Below are 19063 nucleotides of genomic sequence, written 5' to 3'. Positions count from 1 at the left end.
CAGAGTCTAAAGAGACGTGGTTAAGCGCACAGCGGCGTCGATCAAATCTACTGTCGCAATAGCAGGCCGCTCAGATGTTCATTACAGCCGGCGTAGGTCTTCGTCGGTCAGCTTTCGAGCTGCATCTTCGATCATCAACGGTACGCCATTGCGGATCGGAAATGCCAAGCCTGCAGCTTTGCTCAACAATTCGCGATTGCTCGCATCGTAGACCAGACGTGTCTTGGTGAAAGGACAGACGAGCAGCTCAAGCAGCTTCGGATCGACGGCGTTGGCGTCGTCTGGAGAGCTATCGTCAGCGTCATCGGTCATGGCTTTTTCCGATATTACTGAAGTGTCGTGCCGCTGCTGCCGTTCGACGCCAGATCGATCTCGGCGAGCGCAACGAGAACTTCGGCGCGCGACCGCAGATCCTTGGCTTCGAGCAGTGCCTGCTTTTCTTCCGGTCCGTAAGGACACATCACCGACAGAGCGTTGATGAGAAATTCGTTCGATGCGCGCTGGATTGTCGACCAATCGGTTTTCAGGCGGTTGGCTTCGAGATAGGTTTTCAAGACGCGCAAGAGATTTTGCCGATCGACCAGCTCTTCGCCGAGACCTTCGGTCAGATCGCTGGCGAATTTGTCGTAGCTCACAGTCATGATGCGGTAAGGCATATCGGTTTCGGCTTCGCCGACGCACTCGAAGCGCGTGACTCCCGTCAACGTGATGATCAATCGGCCGTCGTCCAGTTCCTGGTATGATGTGATGCGCCCGGCACAGCCTACGGAGCGCAACTCGGCCGTTTTTTCGATCGGGCTTTCCTGATCGTCATCGCCCGATACGACAGGTTGCAAAATGCCGATGATGCGCGCGCCTGACATCGCATGATCGATCATTTCGAGATAGCGAGGTTCGAAGATGTTCAGGGGCAATGTGGCGCGCGGCAAGAGAATCGCGCCGCGAAGAGGAAAAACGGGAATCCTCGGGGGCAAATCGGCCGGGCGTCGATAGCGCTCCGTGAGTATCAAAAAAAATCTCCGCTAAGGATCGTTTCTGGATCAGCTGAACAAGATGGATGATAGCCTCCGGCGCCCTTCGGCCACCAGGGGTTCCTTGGGGCCCCAGGCGTCGAAGAACTGCAGAAGCTGCTTGCGTGCGGCTTCGTCGTTCCATTTGCGGTCCGCCCTGATGAGATCGAGGAGAAGCTCGAGCGCCTCCTGCCGGTCGCCGGTCGCGCCGAGGCCGACGGCGAGATCGAGACGAGCTTGAAAATCCTGAGGGTTTTCGGCGACGCGTTTTTGGAGCGCATCGAGTTCGCCAGTGTCAGCGCCTTTTTCCGCAAGCTCGATCGCTGCTTCGAGGCTTTTGACGGCAGCAAGCTCGCGCTTATCCGGCGGCACGAGCGCCAGTGTCTGCTTGGCGCGGGCGATGTCACCGCTCTTCATGTAACAGGATGTCAGACCGGCGATGGCTTCGGCGTTGGCCGGATCTTCCTGGAGGATGCTCGCGAAAACTTCGGCTGCTCCTTGCAGGTCATCCTGCTCCAGCAGTTCTTCGCCGGTTTTGAGAACTTCGGCGATGCCCATCTCAGCATCGTCGGCCACGAGGCGATCAACGAAAGCTTTGATCGCGCTTTCCGGCTGCACGCCGACGAAACCGTCGATCGGCTGGCCATCGCGGAAGGCGTAGACGGTCGGCAGCGACTGGATGCGAAGTTGTGCCGAGATCGCCTGATTCTCGTCGACGTTGACTTTCACCAGGCGGACCTTGCCGCTGTAGCTGCGCACGACCTTTTCGATAACGGGCGTGAGTTGCTTGCAGGGGCCGCACCAGGCCGCCCAGAAATCGACGATGACGGGAACCGTCTTCGAGGCATCCAGAACGTCAGCCTTGAACGATGCGGTGGTCGCGTCCTTGATCATGTCGGCGGCACCGGGTGCACCGAACTCCGTGCCTTTAGCGCCAAATTCCATTGAACCAATCTCCTCGCCGCTCGAACCTCAAGATGCGGTCAATACCATGACCTGAGGCTCATGGCCGGTGGACCGAATGAACCGCAAAAGGCCGTCACGTGCAATGTTTGTTGTTGCTGTGTTTTCAAGTGGATGACAGTTGACCGAGGGGGCGGCCATCAGAGCCTCGTCGAAGATGATCTTCACGCGATTTCCGGTGTCGTTGATCGTTGCAAAGGCTGTGACGGAGCCCGGCGTCACACCAAGCGATTCCATCAGCAACTCGGGCTTGCCGAAGGAAAATCGCCCGGCGCCAAGGCGTTTCGACAAGGCTTTGAGATCGACGCGGGTTTCGGTGTTGGCGATGACGAGGAAAAGCGCGCCCTTGTCGTCCTTTAAGAACAAATTCTTGGTGTGGGCGCCCGGCAGGGAAATTTCGACCTTGTCGCTTTCCGCGACGGTAAAAACGGCCGGATGGTCGATCGTTTCCGTCTCAATTCCAAGATCGGCGAGGGTCTGAAAGAGCTGTTGGCGCGTTACGGGCATCGGTCGAGGCTTTTCTCCGGCTTTCCTGTCGGGGGCGGCGCATCCATACCCTGGCCGCCCCTGATATATAAGGGCGATTGGACATTTTCGCCTTTGTGATTGAGGGGCTTGCATTGGGCGATCACTTGCGCCATAAGGCGGGTCTTCCGCCGCCGCAAGGCGGCGTAAGCTTTCTGGACATGCGGGTGTAGCTCAGGGGTAGAGCACGACCTTGCCAAGGTCGGGGTCGAGGGTTCGAATCCCTTCGCCCGCTCCAGGCACCAATCGGATTTCAGTTACCTCCTGAAATCGTCTCGGCCAAAAGCCGCTTCGGCGGGCTGGCCATTCCTTCTTAAGATCGGTGACGCGGCGGATTCTCCGCAACACTCGACGCGCCTATATGGCGTGGACCCCAGTCTTTACGAAATGGTATGGACGGCGCCCGATTAGCCCCGATTATAGGTGTGCCCTCACTTGGCGTGACTTTTGTTCTCACAAGCAAGGGGGGGAGACCTCATGAAAACGACATTGAGAGTGGCCATCGCCGCTGCGGCGGTGGTTCTCGGCGCTGGCTTCGCAAACGCCGCAACGGTCAGCAGCGACGTGCATGCGCTGAAGTTGCTTACGGCTCATTCGTCAGCAGCACAGGACGTTTATTGGCGCCGTTGGCATCATCGTCACCGCCATTGCTGGTGGCGGCACGGCCATCGCTTCTGCCGCTGGTGGTGAAGTGTCTTACGGCGCCCAAGCGGCGCCGTATCACATTCTGCGGCCTTTGACTCAGCGCCGCCGCGCTTCAGACTCGATGCTGCCATCGGGAGGGAAAATAATTGCACCCGGCTGGGACTTTGAAAGGGTGCAACTCACTTGAAACGCTTCGTGCAGTTTCTTCAGGCGGCACTTGCCTGCACAATCCTGGTAGCTCTGATCTTCAGCATTCCGGTTGTCATGGCTTCGACGCCAATCCACCTCGGCATTTCGTTCTCTCATCCGGACCGTCTGCTAGCCGGGCCGCAGCATGCGGACAGCACGGCCGCACCGCTCCTGCCGTGATCTTAAAACGAAGCCGGCCCCTCACGGGGCCGGTGTCAGGTCATTTGTCAGTAGTAGCAATAGGGATGATGGCGGCGATACCAATAGTCGTTGCAGAGGTAGCCGTCGTCGTAGGCGTAGTAATCATCATAGTACGGGCCGCCGTAGTAGAAGCCGGGACCCCAGCCCCATCCGTAGCCGCCGCCGCGCCAGTGACGACCGTGGCCATGCCATCCGCCGCCGTGCCATCCGCGACCACCCCAGTGACCGCCCGCAAAGTGGCCTCCACCCCAGTGACCGCCGCGGAAGCCGCCACCACCAAAGCCACCATGAAAACCACCACCGTGGAAGCCGCCTCCGTGGAAGCCGCCGCCACCGTGGAAGCCGCCGCCACCATGAAAGCCGCCGCCACCATGAGCTTCAGCGGCTGCGGAGAAGCCGCCCACGGCTAAGGCTGCGAGAGCGCCCACCACCGCATTTTTCCATTTCTGCATTTTGTGCTCCATACGAAACAAAATCGCGTCTCTCTGCGCGACCGCCGGTGGCTATAACGTGGTGTCACTAAACATCGTTTCCAATGTCATCCTGTCAATTGCGCATGGCAGGCCCGAGCCCTTTTGCAGCCGCTTGGTCGGCCGCGTGTGCGGTGCAAACACTGATCGCGGAGCGGTAGGCCGTCTTTTAAAAAAGACCGCATTTCATGGGATTTTTATGCACTTGGGGCAGCTTTCGCCCCGGCATTTTGCAAGCGAGGTCACGCCGGGATTTGGTCTTTGGAAGGACGTTTTGCGTCAGATCGTAAGTACGAATACGAACGGATTCGATACGTTTGTATGCGCAGCGCAAACCAAATTCGCAGTCGGAAATTTTTAACACTTGCCGACAAGATGAACGCCAGGTGAATGAGGCGTTTATCTCTTCACAACAATTCCATTTCGCGCGGAAAAATTCCGGCCGGCAATTCCTCTGATCGAAATCGATCAGCCATGAGATCGCGGTTGGTTGGCCACCCGAATTGCGACGAACGGCGAAGGCGTCGCTTGAACGTCACAGATGAAAATCATACCACAGACGTCCGATTCCTGAGGCCTCTCTCTTCGCTTTCCAATCCTGCACCGCTTACGGACCAGACATGAGGATCGCCAGCGCCATGACCGCCAGCATGCAAACTCTCATTGTTCGCCCGATCGCATTTCTTGCGATCGTCGTCGCTGCCCTGTCGATGGCGGGCTGCGGCGTCAATACAATTCCGACGAAGGAGCAGCAGGCGAAAGCCGCTTGGAGCGAGGTGCTGAATCAGTACAAGCGCCGCTCCGATCTCATTCCCAATCTCGTCGAGACGGTGAAGGGTTTTGCCGATCAGGAAAAAAGCGTGCTGACGGAAGTTACGAAAGCCCGCGAGCAGACGACGAACATTCAACTGCCGCCCGATATTCTGACGAACCCCGATGCGATGAAGAAATTCCAGGATGCGCAGGCGACGCTTTCGGGCGCGCTCGGGCGGTTGATGGCGGTCGTCGAGCGGTATCCCGATATCAAGTCCGGGCAGAACTTCCTGGCGCTGCAAAGTGAGCTTGCGGGCACCGAGAACCGCATCGCCATTGCGCGGCGCGACTACATCACGGCGGTGCAGTCGTATAATACCGAGATCAACACCTTCCCTGGCCGGCTTTGGAAGATGGTGCTTTATCCGCAGGCCAAAGACATGGCGACGTTCGACATTTCGCCTGAAGAGCAGAAGGTGCCGAAAGTCGATTTCAGCAAGCCTTGAACCGCGGCGCGCATCGCTTTTGGCCGGGAGCCTTTGAAATGGCTGGCGTCATCAACGCCGCTCGGGTTTCGCCATGGCGTGGCATGGTGCAGGCGCTGCCGGGCTTGCTGGCGGCGCTCGTTCTTGTGCTGTCGGCGCATTTCTCAGTAGCTTTTGCAGATCCCGTCTATCCGGAATTGGCCGGCCGCATCACGGATGAAGCGGGCCTGCTGACGCCTGCCGAGAAGGCCGATATCGAAAGCGATCTTGCGTCGCTTGAGCAGACATCGACCGATCAACTTGCGGTCGTCACCGTCAAGTCGCTGCAGGGCTATTCCATCGAGGATTACGGCATCGGCCTCGCGCGCAAATGGGGCATCGGTCAGAAGGGCAAGGACAACGGCATTCTGCTGATCGTCGCGCCGAACGATCGCAAGGTGCGCATCGAAGTCGGGCGTCGGCTTGAGCCGTTCATGACCGATACGATGGCGGCGCTCATCATTCAGAATGCCATTTTGCCGAAGTTTCGGCGCGGCGATTATGCGGGCGGTATCAAGGATGGCGTCCGCGATATCAAGTCGGTGGTGCTTGGCGATGCCGAGGAGGTGAAGCGGCGCGCTGCCGGACCGCGCACGCCGGAAAACGATCCGACGGTGATCTTTCACATCATTCTGTTTCTCGCGATCGTGGCCTTCATCATCTGGGTCAATTATCGCAATGCGCAGGCCATGCGGGCCGGCATGCCGGGTGCGCCACGACGCCGGGGTGGCATCGTCGTTATTCCGGGCGGATCGGGCGACTGGGGCGGTGGGTGGTCCGGTGGTGGCGGCGATAGCGGCGGCGGAGGCTGGTCGGGCGGCGGCGGGGACTTCGGCGGCGGTGGCGCATCGGGAGGGTGGTAGCAATGTCGAGATCAACGCAAGCAGGCAGCACGCAACGATGAGCTTCATCAGCGCCAAGGACGCCGAACGGATTTCGGCGGCGATCACGAAGGCCGAGCGCAATACCTCAGGCGAGATCGTGGCCGTCGTCGCCGATCAGAGCAGCCGGTATCAGCACATTCCGTTTATGTGGGCGGCATTGCTGGCGCTGGTCATTCCGTGGCCGCTCATCCACTTCACGTGGATGAAAGTGCAGTGGATCTTTCTCATCCAGCTTTTGGTCTTCCTCGGGCTGTTGGCGCTCGCCTGGCATCCGAAGATGCGACTGTCTCTCGTTCCGAAGTCGATCCTTCATGCCAACACGCGGCGGCGTGCCAGCGAGCAATTTCTTGCGCAGAATTTACATACGACAACCGGGCGAACGGGCGTGTTGATTTTCGTCTCCGTTGCGGAAAAGCGCGTCGAGATCATCGCCGACAGCGGCATCGACGCGCTCGTTGAAAAAGGCGTCTGGCAGAAGATCGTCAACGATTTTACGGCCGATATCGGCGCGGGGCGAGTGGCGGACGGTTTCGAGCGGGCGATTGCGCGGATCGGGGATTTGCTCGCGCAGCACTTCCCGCCGGGCGCTGTCGATCCCAACGAATTGCCCGATCATCTTATCGTCTTGCGAAGCTGATTATCTCGCGCGAGCGACGAGACGGTCACACGAAAAGGGGGAAGGCATGTCGACCTTGGACATCGGCGAGGGGGCCGAGCAGGCCGCGATGGCGACCGACGGCGCCGTCAAGCGCGCGCCGCTCCGCGCTCGCGTCTCGTGGATGCTGTTCGACTGGTCGGTGCAGCCGCACTACACGCTGGTGCAGACCTTTCTGTTCGGCCCCTACTTCGCCAACGCCGTCGTCCAGAATTCGGTTTGCGGACTTGCTGTCGGAAGTGAGAAAGCAGCCTGCGGGCAGGCCCTGTGGGGCTATGCGGCTGCGGTGGCGGGCCTTCTGATTGCGATCATCAGTCCGCTACTTGGCGCGGCGGCCGACGGACGCGGATCGCGCAAGCCGTGGATGGCGATGCTGTCGCTGCTCTTTCTCGCAAGCCTTTCGAGCCTGTGGCTGGGCGTTCCCGATGCCAACATGACGACGATCCTCATCGTGCTTGCTGGGTTCGTCGGTGCGACGCTCGCCGCCGAATTGATGAGCGTCTTCTCGAACGCCATCATGACGGGTCTGGCGCCAAAGGAGGAACTTGGGCGGCTTTCCGGCACCGGATGGGCCGTCGGCTATTTCGGCGGCCTTGTCAGCTTGGCGGTGGTCGCGGGACTATTGGTGCCGATGCCGGGTGAGCCAAAAACTCTGCTGGGGCTTGAGCCGCTTCTGCATCTCGACGGCGCGACGCATCAGAGCGATCGCATCACCGGGCCGTTTGCGGCAATCTGGTTTGCGATCTTCATTATTCCGTTCTTCCTGTTCGTGCCGGACCGGCACCGCGCATCGACGGCACACCCGGAGCGATCCGCGGCGGCGGAACTTTGGGAGACGATCAAGTCGCTACCTTCGATGCCGAGCCTGTTGATCTTTCTCGTCGCGCGGATGCTGTTTACGGACGGGTTGTCGGCGATTTTCGCGTTCGGTGGTATCTACGGCGCATCGGTGTTCGGATGGGGGCCGCTCGAACTCGGCATGTTCGGCATCATCCTCACTCTGGTCGGCGCGTTTGGTGCGCTGTTCGGCGGCTGGCTTGACGACGCCATCGGCCCGAAAGCGGTGATCATCCTGGCGCTTCTGGCTTTGATTGTCGGCGCGCTCGGTATTCTTTCTGTCGACAAGACGCACATCTTTTTCACGACCGAGGTGGCAGAAAAGATTGTCGGGTCGAAGCCGTTCTCAGCGCCGGGCGAGCAGGTATTTTTAGCGTTTGCGATTTTGGTCGGCGTCGTGTCGGCCCCGGTTCAGGCCGCCAGCCGGTCGCTGCTGGCGCGCATCGCGCCTGCCGACAAGATCACGCAGTTCTTCGGGCTGTTTGCCTTTTCGGGCAAAGTGACGGCATTCCTGGCGCCGTTCTGCGTCGCGATCATCACGCAGGAGACCGGCAGCCAGCGGGTCGGCATGGCCGCCGTTCTCGCCTTCCTTGCTATCGGCGTCGTGATGATGATGTTCGTGCGGACGCGTCCGGCTCGCTGACGGGTGGCTGCCTCAGTGGCGGAAGTGGCGGACGCCGGTGAAGACCATCGCGAGGCCGCGTTCGTCAGCGGCTTTGATGACCTCGTCGTCGCGCATCGAACCGCCCGGCTGAATGACCGCCGTAACGCCTGCTTCCGCCGCCGTAATCAAGCCGTCGGCAAACGGGAAGAAGGCGTCGGAGGCGACGACAGAACCGATCGTCAGCGACTTGTCGAGGCCAAGCGCTTTGGCGGCTTCGGTGGCTTTCCACGCCGCGATGCGCGATGATTCCACGCGGCTCATCTGGCCAGCGCCGACGCCGACGGTTGATTCATTCTTGGCGTAGACGATGGCGTTTGACTTGACGTGCTTTGCGACCTTGAACGCAAAACGCAGGTCTTTCAGTTCCTGCTCGCTCGGGGCGCGCTTGGTGACGACCTTCAGATCGAGATCGTCGGCGTTGCTGGCGTCGCGCGACTGGACGAGAAAGCCGCCCGCCACCGATTTGAAGTTGAGGCCCGGTGCGCGTGAATCGGCAAGCCCGCCCGTCAGAAGAAGGCGCAGGTTTTTCTTCGCGGCGAAGACGGCTTTGGCTTCATCGGTTGCGTCGGGCGCAATGACGACCTCAGTGAAGATCTTCGTCATTTCCTCGGCGGTTGCGGCGTCGATCGTTTTGTTCAACGCGATGATGCCGCCGAAGGCGCTGACCGGATCGCAGGCGAGCGCCTGGCGGTAGGCTTCGGCGAGAGAGGCATTCACTGCGACGCCGCACGGATTGGCGTGCTTGATGATGGCGACCGCGGGCGTCTTCGGATCGAATTCTGAGACAAGCTCGAAAGCGGCGTCGGTGTCGTTGATGTTGTTATAGGACAATTCCTTGCCCTGAAGCTGTTTCGCTGTCGCGACGCCGACGCGCGTGTCCGCTGAGAGGTAAAGCGCCGCCGTCTGGTGGGCGTTTTCGCCATAGCGCAGCGCTTGCCCCAGGTGGCCGCCGAAGGCGCGCCATTCCGGAGCATTGTTGTCAAGCTCGCGGGCGAACCAGTTGCTGATTGCGGCATCGTAAGCGGCGGTGCGGGCGAACGCCTTGGCGGCAAGCGCTTTGCGGGTCGCGAGCTTCGTTGCGCCATCGTTAGCTGCAATTTCGCTCAGCACACGTTCGTAATCCGAAGGCTCGACGACCACCGTGACGCTGTCGTGGTTTTTCGCAGCGCCGCGGATCATCGCCGGGCCGCCGACGTCGATGTTTTCGACGCAATCGTCATACGTTGCGCCTTTGGCGACGCTTGCTTCGAAGGGGTAGAGGTTCACGACCAGCAGATCGATGGGCAGGATGCAGTGCTCGCTTGCCGCCTTGTCGTGGACCGCGTTGCCGCGAATGGCGAGGAGCCCGCCGTGGACTTTTGGATGCAGCGTTTTCACACGGCCGTCCATCATTTCGGGGAAGCCGGTCAGTTCCGAGACGTCCATCACCGAGAGGCCTGCGGCTTTCAGCGCCGCAGCGGTGCCGCCGGTCGAGACGAGTTCAATGCCACGGCCTTTCAGCGCGGCGGCGAAGTCGATGAGCCCGGTTTTGTCGGAGACCGAGAGAAGCGCTCGGCGTATGCGTTGGTCAGCCATGTTCACCCCAGCTTTTTTCGGTTTGGCCGTTATCACGGCGCGCCGGGCGTGGCCATCCCGCGTCAGGACGAGCGCGCGATTGTGACGCGCAAGATTTGTTATTTACGAATTCGGAGCGGACTCAGCCGCTTCGGCTCGCACGGACCAGTGAACAGACGTCTCGCCGAATGTCGTGCCGCGCAGCACGATTTGCAGGCTTGGACGCGGTCCGGCGCTGTCGACAAAGTAAAGGCTTTCCTCAATCGACATCTGTGCCGTCTCGTCGGCGGCAAAAATCCAGACCTCGCCGTCGGGAAGGGTGAGGCGGCATTGACCGTGGCCCGCGGACTGACAACGACAATCAGGATGCAGATGAAAATGGATGGCGTAGGGGAGGTCCTGCTTCAGTCGCAGCGTTCCCTTGGGCGGTTCGAGCGTATCGACGCCTTCGAGTTTGTCGCCTTTGGGCGCAAGCGCCAAGCGTCGGCCGTGGATCAAGCCGAAGCGTTTCAGATAGCCGTCGTGCGTCGCGTTGATTTCTGCCTGCGTCGGGCCGTCGTGGAATTCGAATGAAACGGCGTCAGGGCCGCGGATCGGCAGGCCGGCGACCATCGATTCCAATTGCTCGTGGCGGATCAGGCGCGAGGATGACGTCTCGGTGAGGCAGAGTGTGTTGTGGCTGGCGGTGGCGCGGGCGACCGAATCCCAGTCGTGATCGGCTGGACCGGGAAAACCACCGTTGGCAAAGATCAGGTACTGGCGTGACGTCATTTCAAAAGACAGCGCGCCTGCCTGCGCTTCCGTTGAAAGTTCGAGCGGTGGCGGCGAGCCGACATCAGTCATAACGATCGTGGTGCCGCGGTCGAGGCGGGCGTAACCGGAGGCGCGGGCCACCGGCATGATATCGAAATCGCCGTCGCTGGCGTAGCCCAGCACCGTAGCGAGCGCGGCTGGTGAACCCGTGCTGACGCCGTTGAAGCGGGCCAGCATGCCATCTCCAAGACGCATGAAACGCAAGAAACGCAGCGATTTTCGTACCGCTGCGTTGATCTCGTCCGGCGCGACGAGGGCTCGCGAGCCGAAGCACTGACCGAGCGGCAGTAGATCGAGAACGACATCTTCGAGCACGCTGGCGCTGCGACTGATGTGGCCGCCGTCTTCGAGGATTTGTCGCTTCAACTCGATGATGAGCGCGGCCTCGGCATCCTTCAACTGTTTGTCGTGACCAGAGACAGCGAGACCTGTCAGCACGAGCGCGATCAGGCAGACCATGCGCGGTACGCCGTCAGGCGCGTTGCGCCACGTCGTCCGCAGCGCGCCGATCTGTTGGCCGATGCTGGACATGATCTGGGTGTAAGCGCGCGCGTCGAGGTCTTCGAGCAGCATGTTCGCTTGCGAGATCCAGGAGATCAGACGGCGAGCGACGACCTCGGGCTCGTAGGCGACGCCGTGAGAGATGCGCTTGAGGGCGATCCATTCGAGGACGAGCTCACGTGAGGCGGCTGCGGCTTCGTCCTCTTCGGTTGCGGCGAGGTGACGAAGCCAGCCGAAGCCATGCAGTTCACGTTCCCAAGCGACGCTGGGCGGCGTGACGCGAAAGACGGATGCGCCTTTGAGATCGGCGATCTCGGCGGCAAGTCCGAAGTAACCGTGTGAAACCTCGGTCCAGAAGCTTGGATCGGCAGCGCGCAGTTCCTGGGGCACGATCAGGATCTGATCGGCGCCGTTGCCGGCGTATCGCCACCGCAGGAACGGGGATGAGAGCGTCAACGTCACGGCGCGACGACGCAATCGCTCGACCGAGAGCGAGCGGATTTTCAGTCGTTCCGAAACATTGAGACTCAAAGTCTGGCTCCCCGTCCAGAGATGGTCTTACCACCTCAGAATGGACTAGCCCCCGACCTCAGTCAAAACAAGGCGGACAGGCGTCACACGCGCCGGCGCTCAACAGGTCTTCACCAGAGATGCCGCGAAAAATCCGTCAAGGCCCTGAAGTCCTTCCGGTAAATCGGCAAATTGCGTCGGCAGCGTCCGCAGGTCGCCGGCGGGCGTGCGCCACGTCATCGGGATCGTGTCGGTGTCGAGGGCAATCGGGCGACGCGCGAAATCGGGGTGGCTCTCGAGGAAGGCTTCGACCTGCATTTCGCCCTCTTCCGGTTCGAGCGAGCAAGTGCAGTAGACGAGTATGCCGCCGGGTTTCACAAGGCTAGCCGCGTGGTCGAGGAGCCGTTTCTGGAGGGCTGCCAGGGCACCGACATCCTCGGGCCGTTTCAGATAGAGAATATCGGGATGACGACGGATCGTGCCGGTCGCCGTGCAGGGGGCATCGAGAAGGACGGCGTCGAACTGCCGGTCGGCGCTGAAGGTCAAGGCGTCGGAAACGGCGGTGGTCGCGGTCAGCCCGAGGCGTGTAAGATTTTCGCTCAAGCGGCCGAGACGGCCCGCGGATTTATCGACGGCGGTGACATTGGCCCCGGCGGTCGCAAGCTGGGCCGTTTTGCCTCCGGGCGCGGCGCAGAGATCGAGCACCGACAATCCGGCGACGTCGCCCATCAGCTTGACGGGGAGCGCGGCGGCGGCGTCCTGCACCCACCAGGCGCCGTCGAGATAGCCGGGCAGCTCTTCGATGCGTCCGGCCTGCGCGCAACGGATCGAGCCGGTCGGCAGGACAACGGCACCAATCTCTTTTGCCCACCGTTCGGGATCGGATTTGACCGTCAGGTCGAGGGCGGGCTCAGCGAGGGACGCGCGGGCGATCTGGCGGGCGGCGGCCGCGCCATAGGCGTCGCTCCAACGCGACAGCAGCCAATCGGGAAAGGTCAGCGCGATATTATCGAGGTCGGCCAAGCGGCCGTGTCCGCTTTCGCTGACGCGGCGCAGAACGGCGTTGGCGAGGTTGGCGAAGCGCTTGGCGGAGCTGTCGGCACGGCATTGATCGACGGCGAGCGAGATTGCCGCGTGCGGCGGCGTCTGCAGCAGCAGAAGCTGCGCCACGGCTGCGAGCAAAATCTCGTCGAGGCGGCCCATGCGTTCGGGCAGCGGCTTGGCGAGATAGGTGTTGAGGACGGCTTGCAGCGATCCGCGATGCCGGAGCGCCGTGGTGGCGATGAGACGCGCGAAAGCGCGGTCGCGGCCCGGGAGATCGCGCGCGGCGGCGGCTCTCGCAAAGGCGTCGTCAAACGGGCGCCGCTCGACAAGCACAGTGTAGAGCGCGGAGACGGCGACGTCGCGCGTTTTCAGCCCGTCCGGGCTTTGCGCCGGTCGTGGACGGGATGCGCCGCCTCGGGGAGACGACGGGCCGCCGGCGCGCGCACGAGGCGGTCGCGGCGCGGAATTTTTGGATTTTGTACGATCTTGCACGTTAGCCCCAGGGGCTCGGAGGCTTAGTATAGTTTTTGCCGCCGATCCAGACTTCTCCTGTCGCGCCGCCACTTGGCGCGGAACCCGGCGCACTCGTCATACCGGAATTTCCGCTACTGACTCCCATCTCGCGCGCCAACGCTTCGAGCGCCGCGATGCGGTTTTCGACGTTCGGGTGGGTCGAGAACAGGTTATCGACGCCGTGGCCGTTCAACGGATTGATGATGAACATATGCGCCGCGGCCGGTATCGCTTCGGCTTCTTCGTTCGGAATGCGGCGGGCGGCGCCATCAATCTGATGAAGCGCAGATGCAAGCCAAAGCGGATTACCGCAGATCATCGCGCCCATGTGGTCGGCCTGATATTCGCGTGAACGGCTGATTGCCATCTGCACGAGGCCTGCGGCCATCGGCGCGATGATGATCGCTGCAAGCGTGCCGATCATGCCGAGACCGCCGCGGTCGCCATCGCGATTGCCACCGAAAATCATGCCGAACTGCATGTATTGCGCAAACATCGAAACAGCGCCGCCGATGGTCGCTGCAACTGCCATTGTCAGCGTGTCGCGATTTTTGATGTGCGAGAGTTCGTGCGCGATGACGCCGGACAATTCTCGCCGGTCGAGAGATTCCAGCAGGCCAGTCGAGGCGCAGACGGCGGCGTGCGATGGGCTGCGGCCGGTCGCAAAGGCGTTCGGCTGCGGATTGTTCATGATGTAGACGCGGGGCATCGGTAGTTCGGCCCGGAGTGCCAAATCGCGGACGATGCCGACGAGTTCGGGCGCAGTGGCGTCAGTCACTTCCTGCGCGCCGAACATATGCAAGACGACGCTGTCGGACTTCCAGAGGCTGAACGCGTTCGTCGCAAGCGCGATGAAAAACGCGAACACGAGGCCGGTCTTGCCGCCAACAAGCGCACCGAGCACAAGGAAGATGCCGGTCAGCAATGCAAGCAGCATTGCGGTCTTGAGGTAGTTCATGGGCATGGGGTTACTCGCGACACGTGGTCCATCAACTGGTCTGCAACCTTACAGCCGCGTATATATGGTATCCCAACCATTCATAAAGGTGACGCGCCGAAAAAGGTAGCGATTGCCCTCCCGGAGCCCCGACGTGCGATGACCGCCAAAGATGACACTGTGACCGACAACGAGCCTCTTCCGCGCGTCCTGACGCCGGAGGCACAGCGGGCGCTTGCCGAGGCCGAGGCGCGTCGAAAGGGGCGCAAGGCTGCGCAGGCACGCCCTGCCGAAGTCGGCGGTCGCGAGGGGCCGGAACCGACGCGTTTCGGCGACTGGGAGAAGGGCGGCATTACGTCCGATTTCTGAGCGCGATTTCCCTGGCCCTACCGCCGTTCCGGGCGGTGCGTTTTTTAATTACGTGTTGATCGAACTGTCCGCCCACGGAACGCCTTTATTCCGGCATCCGAGTTGCATGACCGCACTCGTAATCGGGAAGGGGTGTTTCAAGGAGGGACAGATGCTCAAGCGACGAACCGCGGCCGTTCTACCGTTCGACCGCGGTGAACAATATTCAGCAATTGTCATCTTCGTATCGATGATCGTCGCCCTGGTCTTGGCAGCAGGCGCTGCGCTTGACTACGCGCGGGTTGCGAACATGCGGGAAGGTGTCGAAGGTGCAGTCCGGGCTGCGTCCGAGGCAGGCGCCGGAGCGGTGCGCGATGGCACGCCGGAGGATGTCCAGATCGAGACAATGGCGTTGTCCCATTTCGACAAGGACGTGACGTTCGCTCGTCATGTTGGGACAATCGATCCGCCGACCATCCGGATCGACCGTGAAGCTCATACAGTTACAGTGGGCGCGAAAGGGACGGTCGCGATGACCGTCAGCCGCTTGTTCGGCGTCAGTGAAATCGAGGTGCCGGCGAACGCGACAACATCCTGGGCGCCGGAAAGCGCCGAAGCCCAGGACGATAGGGTTAACGTTCGCGGTCAGATCATGCGCCGGTTCTGACGGTTTGTGATGAGGTCGTCGACCACGGCTGGATCGGCGAGGGTCGATGTGTCTCCCAGGCTACCGTAATCGTCTTCGGCGATCTTGCGGAGGATCCGCCGCATGATCTTGCCCGAGCGCGTCTTCGGCAGACCAGGTGAGAACTGGATGAGATCGGGCGATGCGATCGGGCCGATTTCCCGGCGAACGTGAGCGACCAGATCCTTTTTCAAAGCGTCATCGCCATTTTCGCCCGTGTTGAGCGTGACATAGCAGTAGATGCCCTGGCCCTTGAGGTCGTGCGGGTAGCCCACGACGGCCGCCTCGGCGACCTTTGGATGCGAAACGAGTGCGCTTTCGACTTCGGCCGTGCCCATGCGATGGCCCGACACGTTGATGACGTCGTCGACGCGGCCGGTAATCCAATAATAGCCGTCGGCGTCGCGGCGACAGCCGTCGCCTGTGAAGTACATGCCGGGATAAGCCGAGAAGTAGGTCTGCACGAAGCGATCGTGATCGCCGTAGACGGTGCGCGATTGGCCCGGCCAGCTATCGAGGATGACGAGGTTTCCTTGCGTGTCGCCGTCGAGGATCTTGCCTTTGTCATCGACAAGCGCCGGTTTCACACCAAAGAACGGCTTCGTGGCGGAGCCAGGTTTTAGCGGCGTTGCGCCGGGAAGCGGCGCAATCAAAATGCCGCCGGTTTCCGTTTGCCACCACGTATCGACGATCGGGCAGCGGCCTTCGCCGACGACGTTATGATACCATTCCCAAGCTTCCGGGTTGATAGGCTCGCCGACCGATCCCAGCAGACGCAGCGAGGCACGGCTCGATTTGTTTACAAGATCGTTGCCCGCGCCCATCAGCGAGCGAATAGCGGTTGGCGCGGTGTAGAAGATCGAGACCTTCCACTTGTCGACAACGTCCCAGAAGCGGGAAGCCGAGGGGTAGGTCGGGATGCCTTCAAACATCAGCGTTGTGGCGCCGTTGGCGAGCGGGCCGTAGACGATGTAGCTATGGCCGGTGACCCAGCCGACGTCGGCGGTGCACCAGTAAACGTCGTCGTCGCGGCAATCGAACACATATTGATGCGTCATCGAAGCGTAGACGAGATAGCCGCCCGTCGTGTGGACGACGCCCTTCGGCTTACCCGTCGAGCCCGACGTGTAAAGCACGAACAGCGGATCCTCGGCGCGCATTTCCTCCGGCTCGCACTCGGCTGGGACGGTGATGAGTTCTTCGTGCAGCCAGAAATCGCGGCCCGGCGTCCAAGGCACGGGATTGCCGGTGCGGCGGACAACGAGAACTTTCTCGTCACCCTTGCATTTCGCCAGCGCCGCGTCGCAATTCTTTTTGAGCGGAACGGACTTGCCACCGCGGAGGCCTTCGTCGGCCGTGATGATGAGCTTCGATTCTGCGTCTTCGACCCGGTTCTGAAGGCTGTCGGGCGAGAAGCCGCCGAACACGATTGAATGGATGGCGCCGATCCGCGTGCAGGCGAGCATGGCATAGGCTGCTTCAGGGATCATCGGCAGGTAGATGGTGACGCGGTCGCCTTTCTTGACGCCGAGCTTCTTCAAGACATTGGCGAAACGCTGAACCCGCTCGTGGAGCTGACGGTAGGTGATTTGCTCGCTCTCGTTTGGGTTGTCGCCTTCCCAGATGATGGCAACCTTATCGCCGCGCGATTCAACGTGACGGTCGATGCAGTTCGCCGAGACATTCAGCGTCCCGTCTTCGAACCAGCGGATGTCAACGTTGCCCGGCGCGAAGCTTGTGTTCTTGGCGCGCGTATAGGGTGTGATCCAGTGCAACCGCTTACCAGCTTCCGACCAGAAGCCCTCAGGGTCGCTGATCGACCGCTGATACATTGCGTCATAAGACTGATCATTGACGTAAGCCCGCTCCGCCCACGCCTGGGGGACGGCATAAACTTTATCCGACATAGAGCGCACCTCCGTTTGGCCATCTGAGTTGCGGCCATTTACTGCCATTATGCGGCGACGAGCCCCGCTCCACAACATGCTCGATGGTGGGGGAAGGGGGTTCGCAACCAAAATGATCGAAATCAATCTCGCACCGCGACATGATTTTCTTAAGCACGCCAGACGGTGGTCCGTTTGATTTCGAAGTCTTCAAGCTCGCGGGTCACCGGTACCTGGTATTCGGCGAGCGGCGTAAACTTTCCTTCCGGAAAGTAACTGCGGCGAGGGTCGCCGATGTAGACGGAGCATCCCTCGTTCTTGGCGTCATCGATGAAGCGCAGTACGCGGCTGGCCAGTTCGCGCTCGTAGAAAAGATCGCCGACAATGACGATGCTTTCTCTGGGCGGCGCCGCCGACAGCATGTCGCGATCGGTGGTAGAAAGCGTCACCGCATTGGCGGCGGCATTGACGGCGCATGCCGCGAGCGCGAGCAGGTCGATGTCTGCTGCCACGACGTGGGATGCCCCGGCTTTGGCGGCAGCGATCGCCGAGATGCCTGACCCGCTACCGAGATCGAGCACGGGCAAACCGCGGCAGACGTCCTGATTGTCGAGAAGGTACCGGCTGACGGCCTGGCCGCCGGCCCACGCGAACGCCCAATAGGGCGGCGGAACGTTCAATTCGCCCAGTTCGTCCTCGGTCTTCTGCCAGATCGGCAAAGATTCTTCGGCGAGCCGCAGCGTGATTTCGGGAACCAGAGGCGGGGCGATCGGTCTGGTATTTTCAAGGATGAAACGCTCGGCGTCGCGCGGATCGGTGAGATCGAGTTTGCCGCCGGTCATGATCCCTTAAGCTTCTTCAAGTCGACGCCGCCCATCTTGCAGATTTCTTTCCATTCGTCGGCGGCGACCGGCTGGACCGACAGCCGGGAATTGTTAACGAGAACCATACCGGACAGTTTCGGATTGGCCTTAACCGCGTCGAGGCCAACGGGCGAGGGGACCGGCACCATAGCTGCGACGTCGACGCATTCCCATTTGCCGGTTTCGTCTTTTGCTTCGGGATGTGCGGACGCGATGACACGCACAATGCCGACGATCTCCTTCCCTTCGTTGGAATGGTAGAAGAACCCGAGATCGCCAATCTTCATAGCGCGCATATTGTTGCGGGCCTGATAATTGCGGACGCCGTCCCAGGCTTCGCCTTTAGTCCCACGCGCGATTAAGTCGCTCCAGGAAAAAACGTCGGGCTCGGATTTGAATAGCCAGGTTTGCATGAGATAGCGCGTTCCACGAGATAAGCGTGCCTAGCGTGGAACGAGATCGATCTCAAGGGCTGAAAAAACAGAACCTCCGCACCGAAGTGCGGAGGTTCAGACGCGACACTACTTGAAAATCAATTCGCCGGGCTGCCGGAGGTACAGCTTACGACGTGTTCGACTGAACCTAGTCGCAAGACCCTGATTTTGAGTAAACGAGGTTTGCGTCCCAGATATTTTTGTCGGCGGCCGGCGCGAAGACGATGCAGCGGCGAACGAGAAAGACCACGAGAAAGCTGGCGATCGTCGCGACGGCTTTGGCCGCAATAGCGGATGCGGCAAAGTAGTCAGTCATCACCGCAATGACGAGGCCGGTAAGCATCAAGCCGAGCAATCCTGAGGCCGCGAATTCCGCAAGGCGTCGCGGCGCCGATTTTCGGGCGTGGGCGACGTCGAAGACGAAGGCGGTCGATAATGCGTAATGAGCGATCATGCCCACTCCATATCCGACGACACCTGCTACCGGAGCGTTAATGGCGAGCGCGCAGAGCGACATGTAGATGGCGACATCGGTCGCCAGCGCGGCGACGCTGACAACGGAATAGCGCGATAGCTGCGGAACGACCGCGGCGGTGTGACTCGCTCCGCGACCGCTCTCGGGCATCGTCACGTCATCAGCCGGTGCGAGCGCCAT

General features: G+C 61.0%; 21 protein-coding genes and 1 tRNA gene. 9 read left to right on the top strand and 13 right to left on the bottom strand.

The genetic code is table 11. The annotated features are described in order from the left end of the window. Positions 1–81: 81 nt before the first annotated feature. The 4 genes from RLW55_RS04590 to RLW55_RS04575 are packed head-to-tail and all read right to left on the bottom strand — an operon-like array spanning position 82 to position 2480. Positions 82–312, bottom strand: a complete 231-nt coding sequence (locus RLW55_RS04590; protein WP_409561676.1) for a Trm112 family protein — start codon at positions 310–312, stop codon at positions 82–84. Positions 313–326: 14 nt separating this feature from the next. Continuing rightward, positions 327–1010: an LON peptidase substrate-binding domain-containing protein gene (locus RLW55_RS04585; protein ID WP_423415729.1), complete on the bottom strand. Its 684-nt coding sequence runs from the start codon at positions 1008–1010 to the stop codon at positions 327–329. Between the two features lie 30 nt (positions 1011–1040). Beyond that, positions 1041–1955, bottom strand: a complete 915-nt coding sequence (gene trxA / locus RLW55_RS04580) for a thioredoxin (protein ID WP_409561678.1) — start codon at positions 1953–1955, stop codon at positions 1041–1043. A gap of 27 nt (positions 1956–1982) precedes the next feature. Next, positions 1983–2480 (bottom strand): prolyl-tRNA synthetase associated domain-containing protein, encoded by a 498-nt coding sequence (locus tag RLW55_RS04575; protein WP_423415728.1) that lies wholly within the window; start codon positions 2478–2480, stop codon positions 1983–1985. A 181-nt stretch (positions 2481–2661) separates the two neighbouring features. Here RLW55_RS04575 and RLW55_RS04570 point away from each other — a divergent pair. The 3 genes from RLW55_RS04570 to RLW55_RS04560 all read left to right on the top strand — a co-directional run bounded on the left by RLW55_RS04570 (position 2662) and on the right by RLW55_RS04560 (position 3512). Beyond that, positions 2662–2736, top strand: a tRNA-Gly gene (locus tag RLW55_RS04570). A 239-nt stretch (positions 2737–2975) separates the two neighbouring features. Next, positions 2976–3188: a hypothetical protein gene (locus tag RLW55_RS04565; RefSeq protein WP_013950392.1), complete on the top strand. Its 213-nt coding sequence runs from the start codon at positions 2976–2978 to the stop codon at positions 3186–3188. Between the two features lie 150 nt (positions 3189–3338). Further along, positions 3339–3512 carry a hypothetical protein gene (locus tag RLW55_RS04560; protein ID WP_423415727.1) on the top strand — a complete coding sequence of 58 codons (174 nt, stop codon included), beginning with the start codon at positions 3339–3341 and terminating at the stop codon, positions 3510–3512. A gap of 47 nt (positions 3513–3559) precedes the next feature. Here the strand turns inward: RLW55_RS04560 and RLW55_RS04555 are convergent, their stop codons facing one another. Then, positions 3560–3985: a hypothetical protein gene (locus tag RLW55_RS04555; protein ID WP_423415726.1), complete on the bottom strand. Its 426-nt coding sequence runs from the start codon at positions 3983–3985 to the stop codon at positions 3560–3562. A 656-nt stretch (positions 3986–4641) separates the two neighbouring features. On the opposite strand from RLW55_RS04555, the gene RLW55_RS04550 reads away from it, so the two are divergent. Genes RLW55_RS04550 through RLW55_RS04535 form a run of 4 tightly spaced genes read left to right on the top strand, consistent with a single transcriptional unit; the run spans position 4642 to position 8299 of the window. Then, a complete protein-coding gene (locus RLW55_RS04550) occupies positions 4642–5262 on the top strand; it encodes a LemA family protein (protein ID WP_024275055.1) in 621 nt (206 codons plus the stop codon). A gap of 38 nt (positions 5263–5300) precedes the next feature. Next, entirely contained in the window at positions 5301–6143 is an 843-nt protein-coding gene (locus RLW55_RS04545; protein ID WP_423415725.1) for a TPM domain-containing protein, read from the top strand. A gap of 37 nt (positions 6144–6180) precedes the next feature. After that, a complete protein-coding gene (locus RLW55_RS04540; protein ID WP_423415724.1) occupies positions 6181–6801 on the top strand; it encodes a TPM domain-containing protein in 621 nt (206 codons plus the stop codon). Positions 6802–6847: 46 nt separating this feature from the next. Next, positions 6848–8299, top strand: coding sequence for an MFS transporter (locus tag RLW55_RS04535; protein ID WP_423415723.1), 1452 nt, complete (start codon positions 6848–6850; stop codon positions 8297–8299). A 12-nt stretch (positions 8300–8311) separates the two neighbouring features. Here RLW55_RS04535 and purH read toward each other — a convergent pair whose 3' ends face one another. From purH to htpX, 4 genes are all read right to left on the bottom strand, one after another. Continuing rightward, positions 8312–9895, bottom strand: coding sequence for a bifunctional phosphoribosylaminoimidazolecarboxamide formyltransferase/IMP cyclohydrolase (gene purH, locus RLW55_RS04530; protein ID WP_423415722.1), 1584 nt, complete (start codon positions 9893–9895; stop codon positions 8312–8314). Between the two features lie 102 nt (positions 9896–9997). After that, a complete protein-coding gene (locus tag RLW55_RS04525; RefSeq protein WP_423415721.1) occupies positions 9998–11719 on the bottom strand; it encodes a heparinase II/III family protein in 1722 nt (573 codons plus the stop codon). Between the two features lie 99 nt (positions 11720–11818). Then, complete coding sequence (locus RLW55_RS04520; RefSeq protein WP_423415720.1) at positions 11819–13234, bottom strand: RsmB/NOP family class I SAM-dependent RNA methyltransferase; 1416 nt, start codon at positions 13232–13234, stop codon at positions 11819–11821. Between the two features lies 1 nt (position 13235). Next, positions 13236–14219, bottom strand: a complete 984-nt coding sequence (gene htpX, locus RLW55_RS04515) for a zinc metalloprotease HtpX (RefSeq protein ID WP_423415719.1) — start codon at positions 14217–14219, stop codon at positions 13236–13238. Between the two features lie 132 nt (positions 14220–14351). On the opposite strand from htpX, the gene RLW55_RS04510 reads away from it, so the two are divergent. Beyond that, entirely contained in the window at positions 14352–14561 is a 210-nt protein-coding gene (locus tag RLW55_RS04510; RefSeq protein ID WP_423415718.1) for a DUF1674 domain-containing protein, read from the top strand. A 151-nt stretch (positions 14562–14712) separates the two neighbouring features. After that, positions 14713–15207, top strand: coding sequence for a hypothetical protein (locus tag RLW55_RS04505; RefSeq protein ID WP_409561689.1), 495 nt, complete (start codon positions 14713–14715; stop codon positions 15205–15207). On the opposite strand, the gene acs is transcribed toward RLW55_RS04505, so the two are convergent. The 4 genes from acs to RLW55_RS04485 form a co-directional block, all read right to left on the bottom strand. Further along, the gene (gene acs, locus RLW55_RS04500) at positions 15186–17132 is read right to left on the bottom strand and encodes an acetate--CoA ligase (protein ID WP_423415717.1); all 1947 of its coding nucleotides are present in this window, start codon (positions 17130–17132) and stop codon (positions 15186–15188) included. The two genes, RLW55_RS04505 and acs, sit on opposite strands and share 22 nt — an antisense overlap. A 149-nt stretch (positions 17133–17281) precedes the next feature. Further along, positions 17282–17953 carry a class I SAM-dependent methyltransferase gene (locus tag RLW55_RS04495; protein ID WP_414464458.1) on the bottom strand — a complete coding sequence of 224 codons (672 nt, stop codon included), beginning with the start codon at positions 17951–17953 and terminating at the stop codon, positions 17282–17284. Next, positions 17950–18387, bottom strand: coding sequence for an EVE domain-containing protein (locus tag RLW55_RS04490; protein WP_414464459.1), 438 nt, complete (start codon positions 18385–18387; stop codon positions 17950–17952). Before RLW55_RS04490 ends, RLW55_RS04495 begins: the two co-directional genes overlap by 4 nt. Positions 18388–18556: 169 nt before the next feature. Beyond that, positions 18557–19063, bottom strand: coding sequence for a GtrA family protein (locus RLW55_RS04485; protein WP_409561693.1), 507 nt, complete (start codon positions 19061–19063; stop codon positions 18557–18559).

It is taken from the genome of Hyphomicrobium sp. B1 (assembly GCF_049532635.1).
Taxonomy (GTDB): Bacteria; Pseudomonadota; Alphaproteobacteria; order Rhizobiales; family Hyphomicrobiaceae; genus Hyphomicrobium_B.
Note: the sequence above shows the minus strand (reverse complement) of the source record. Positions and strands in the feature narration are given on the sequence as shown.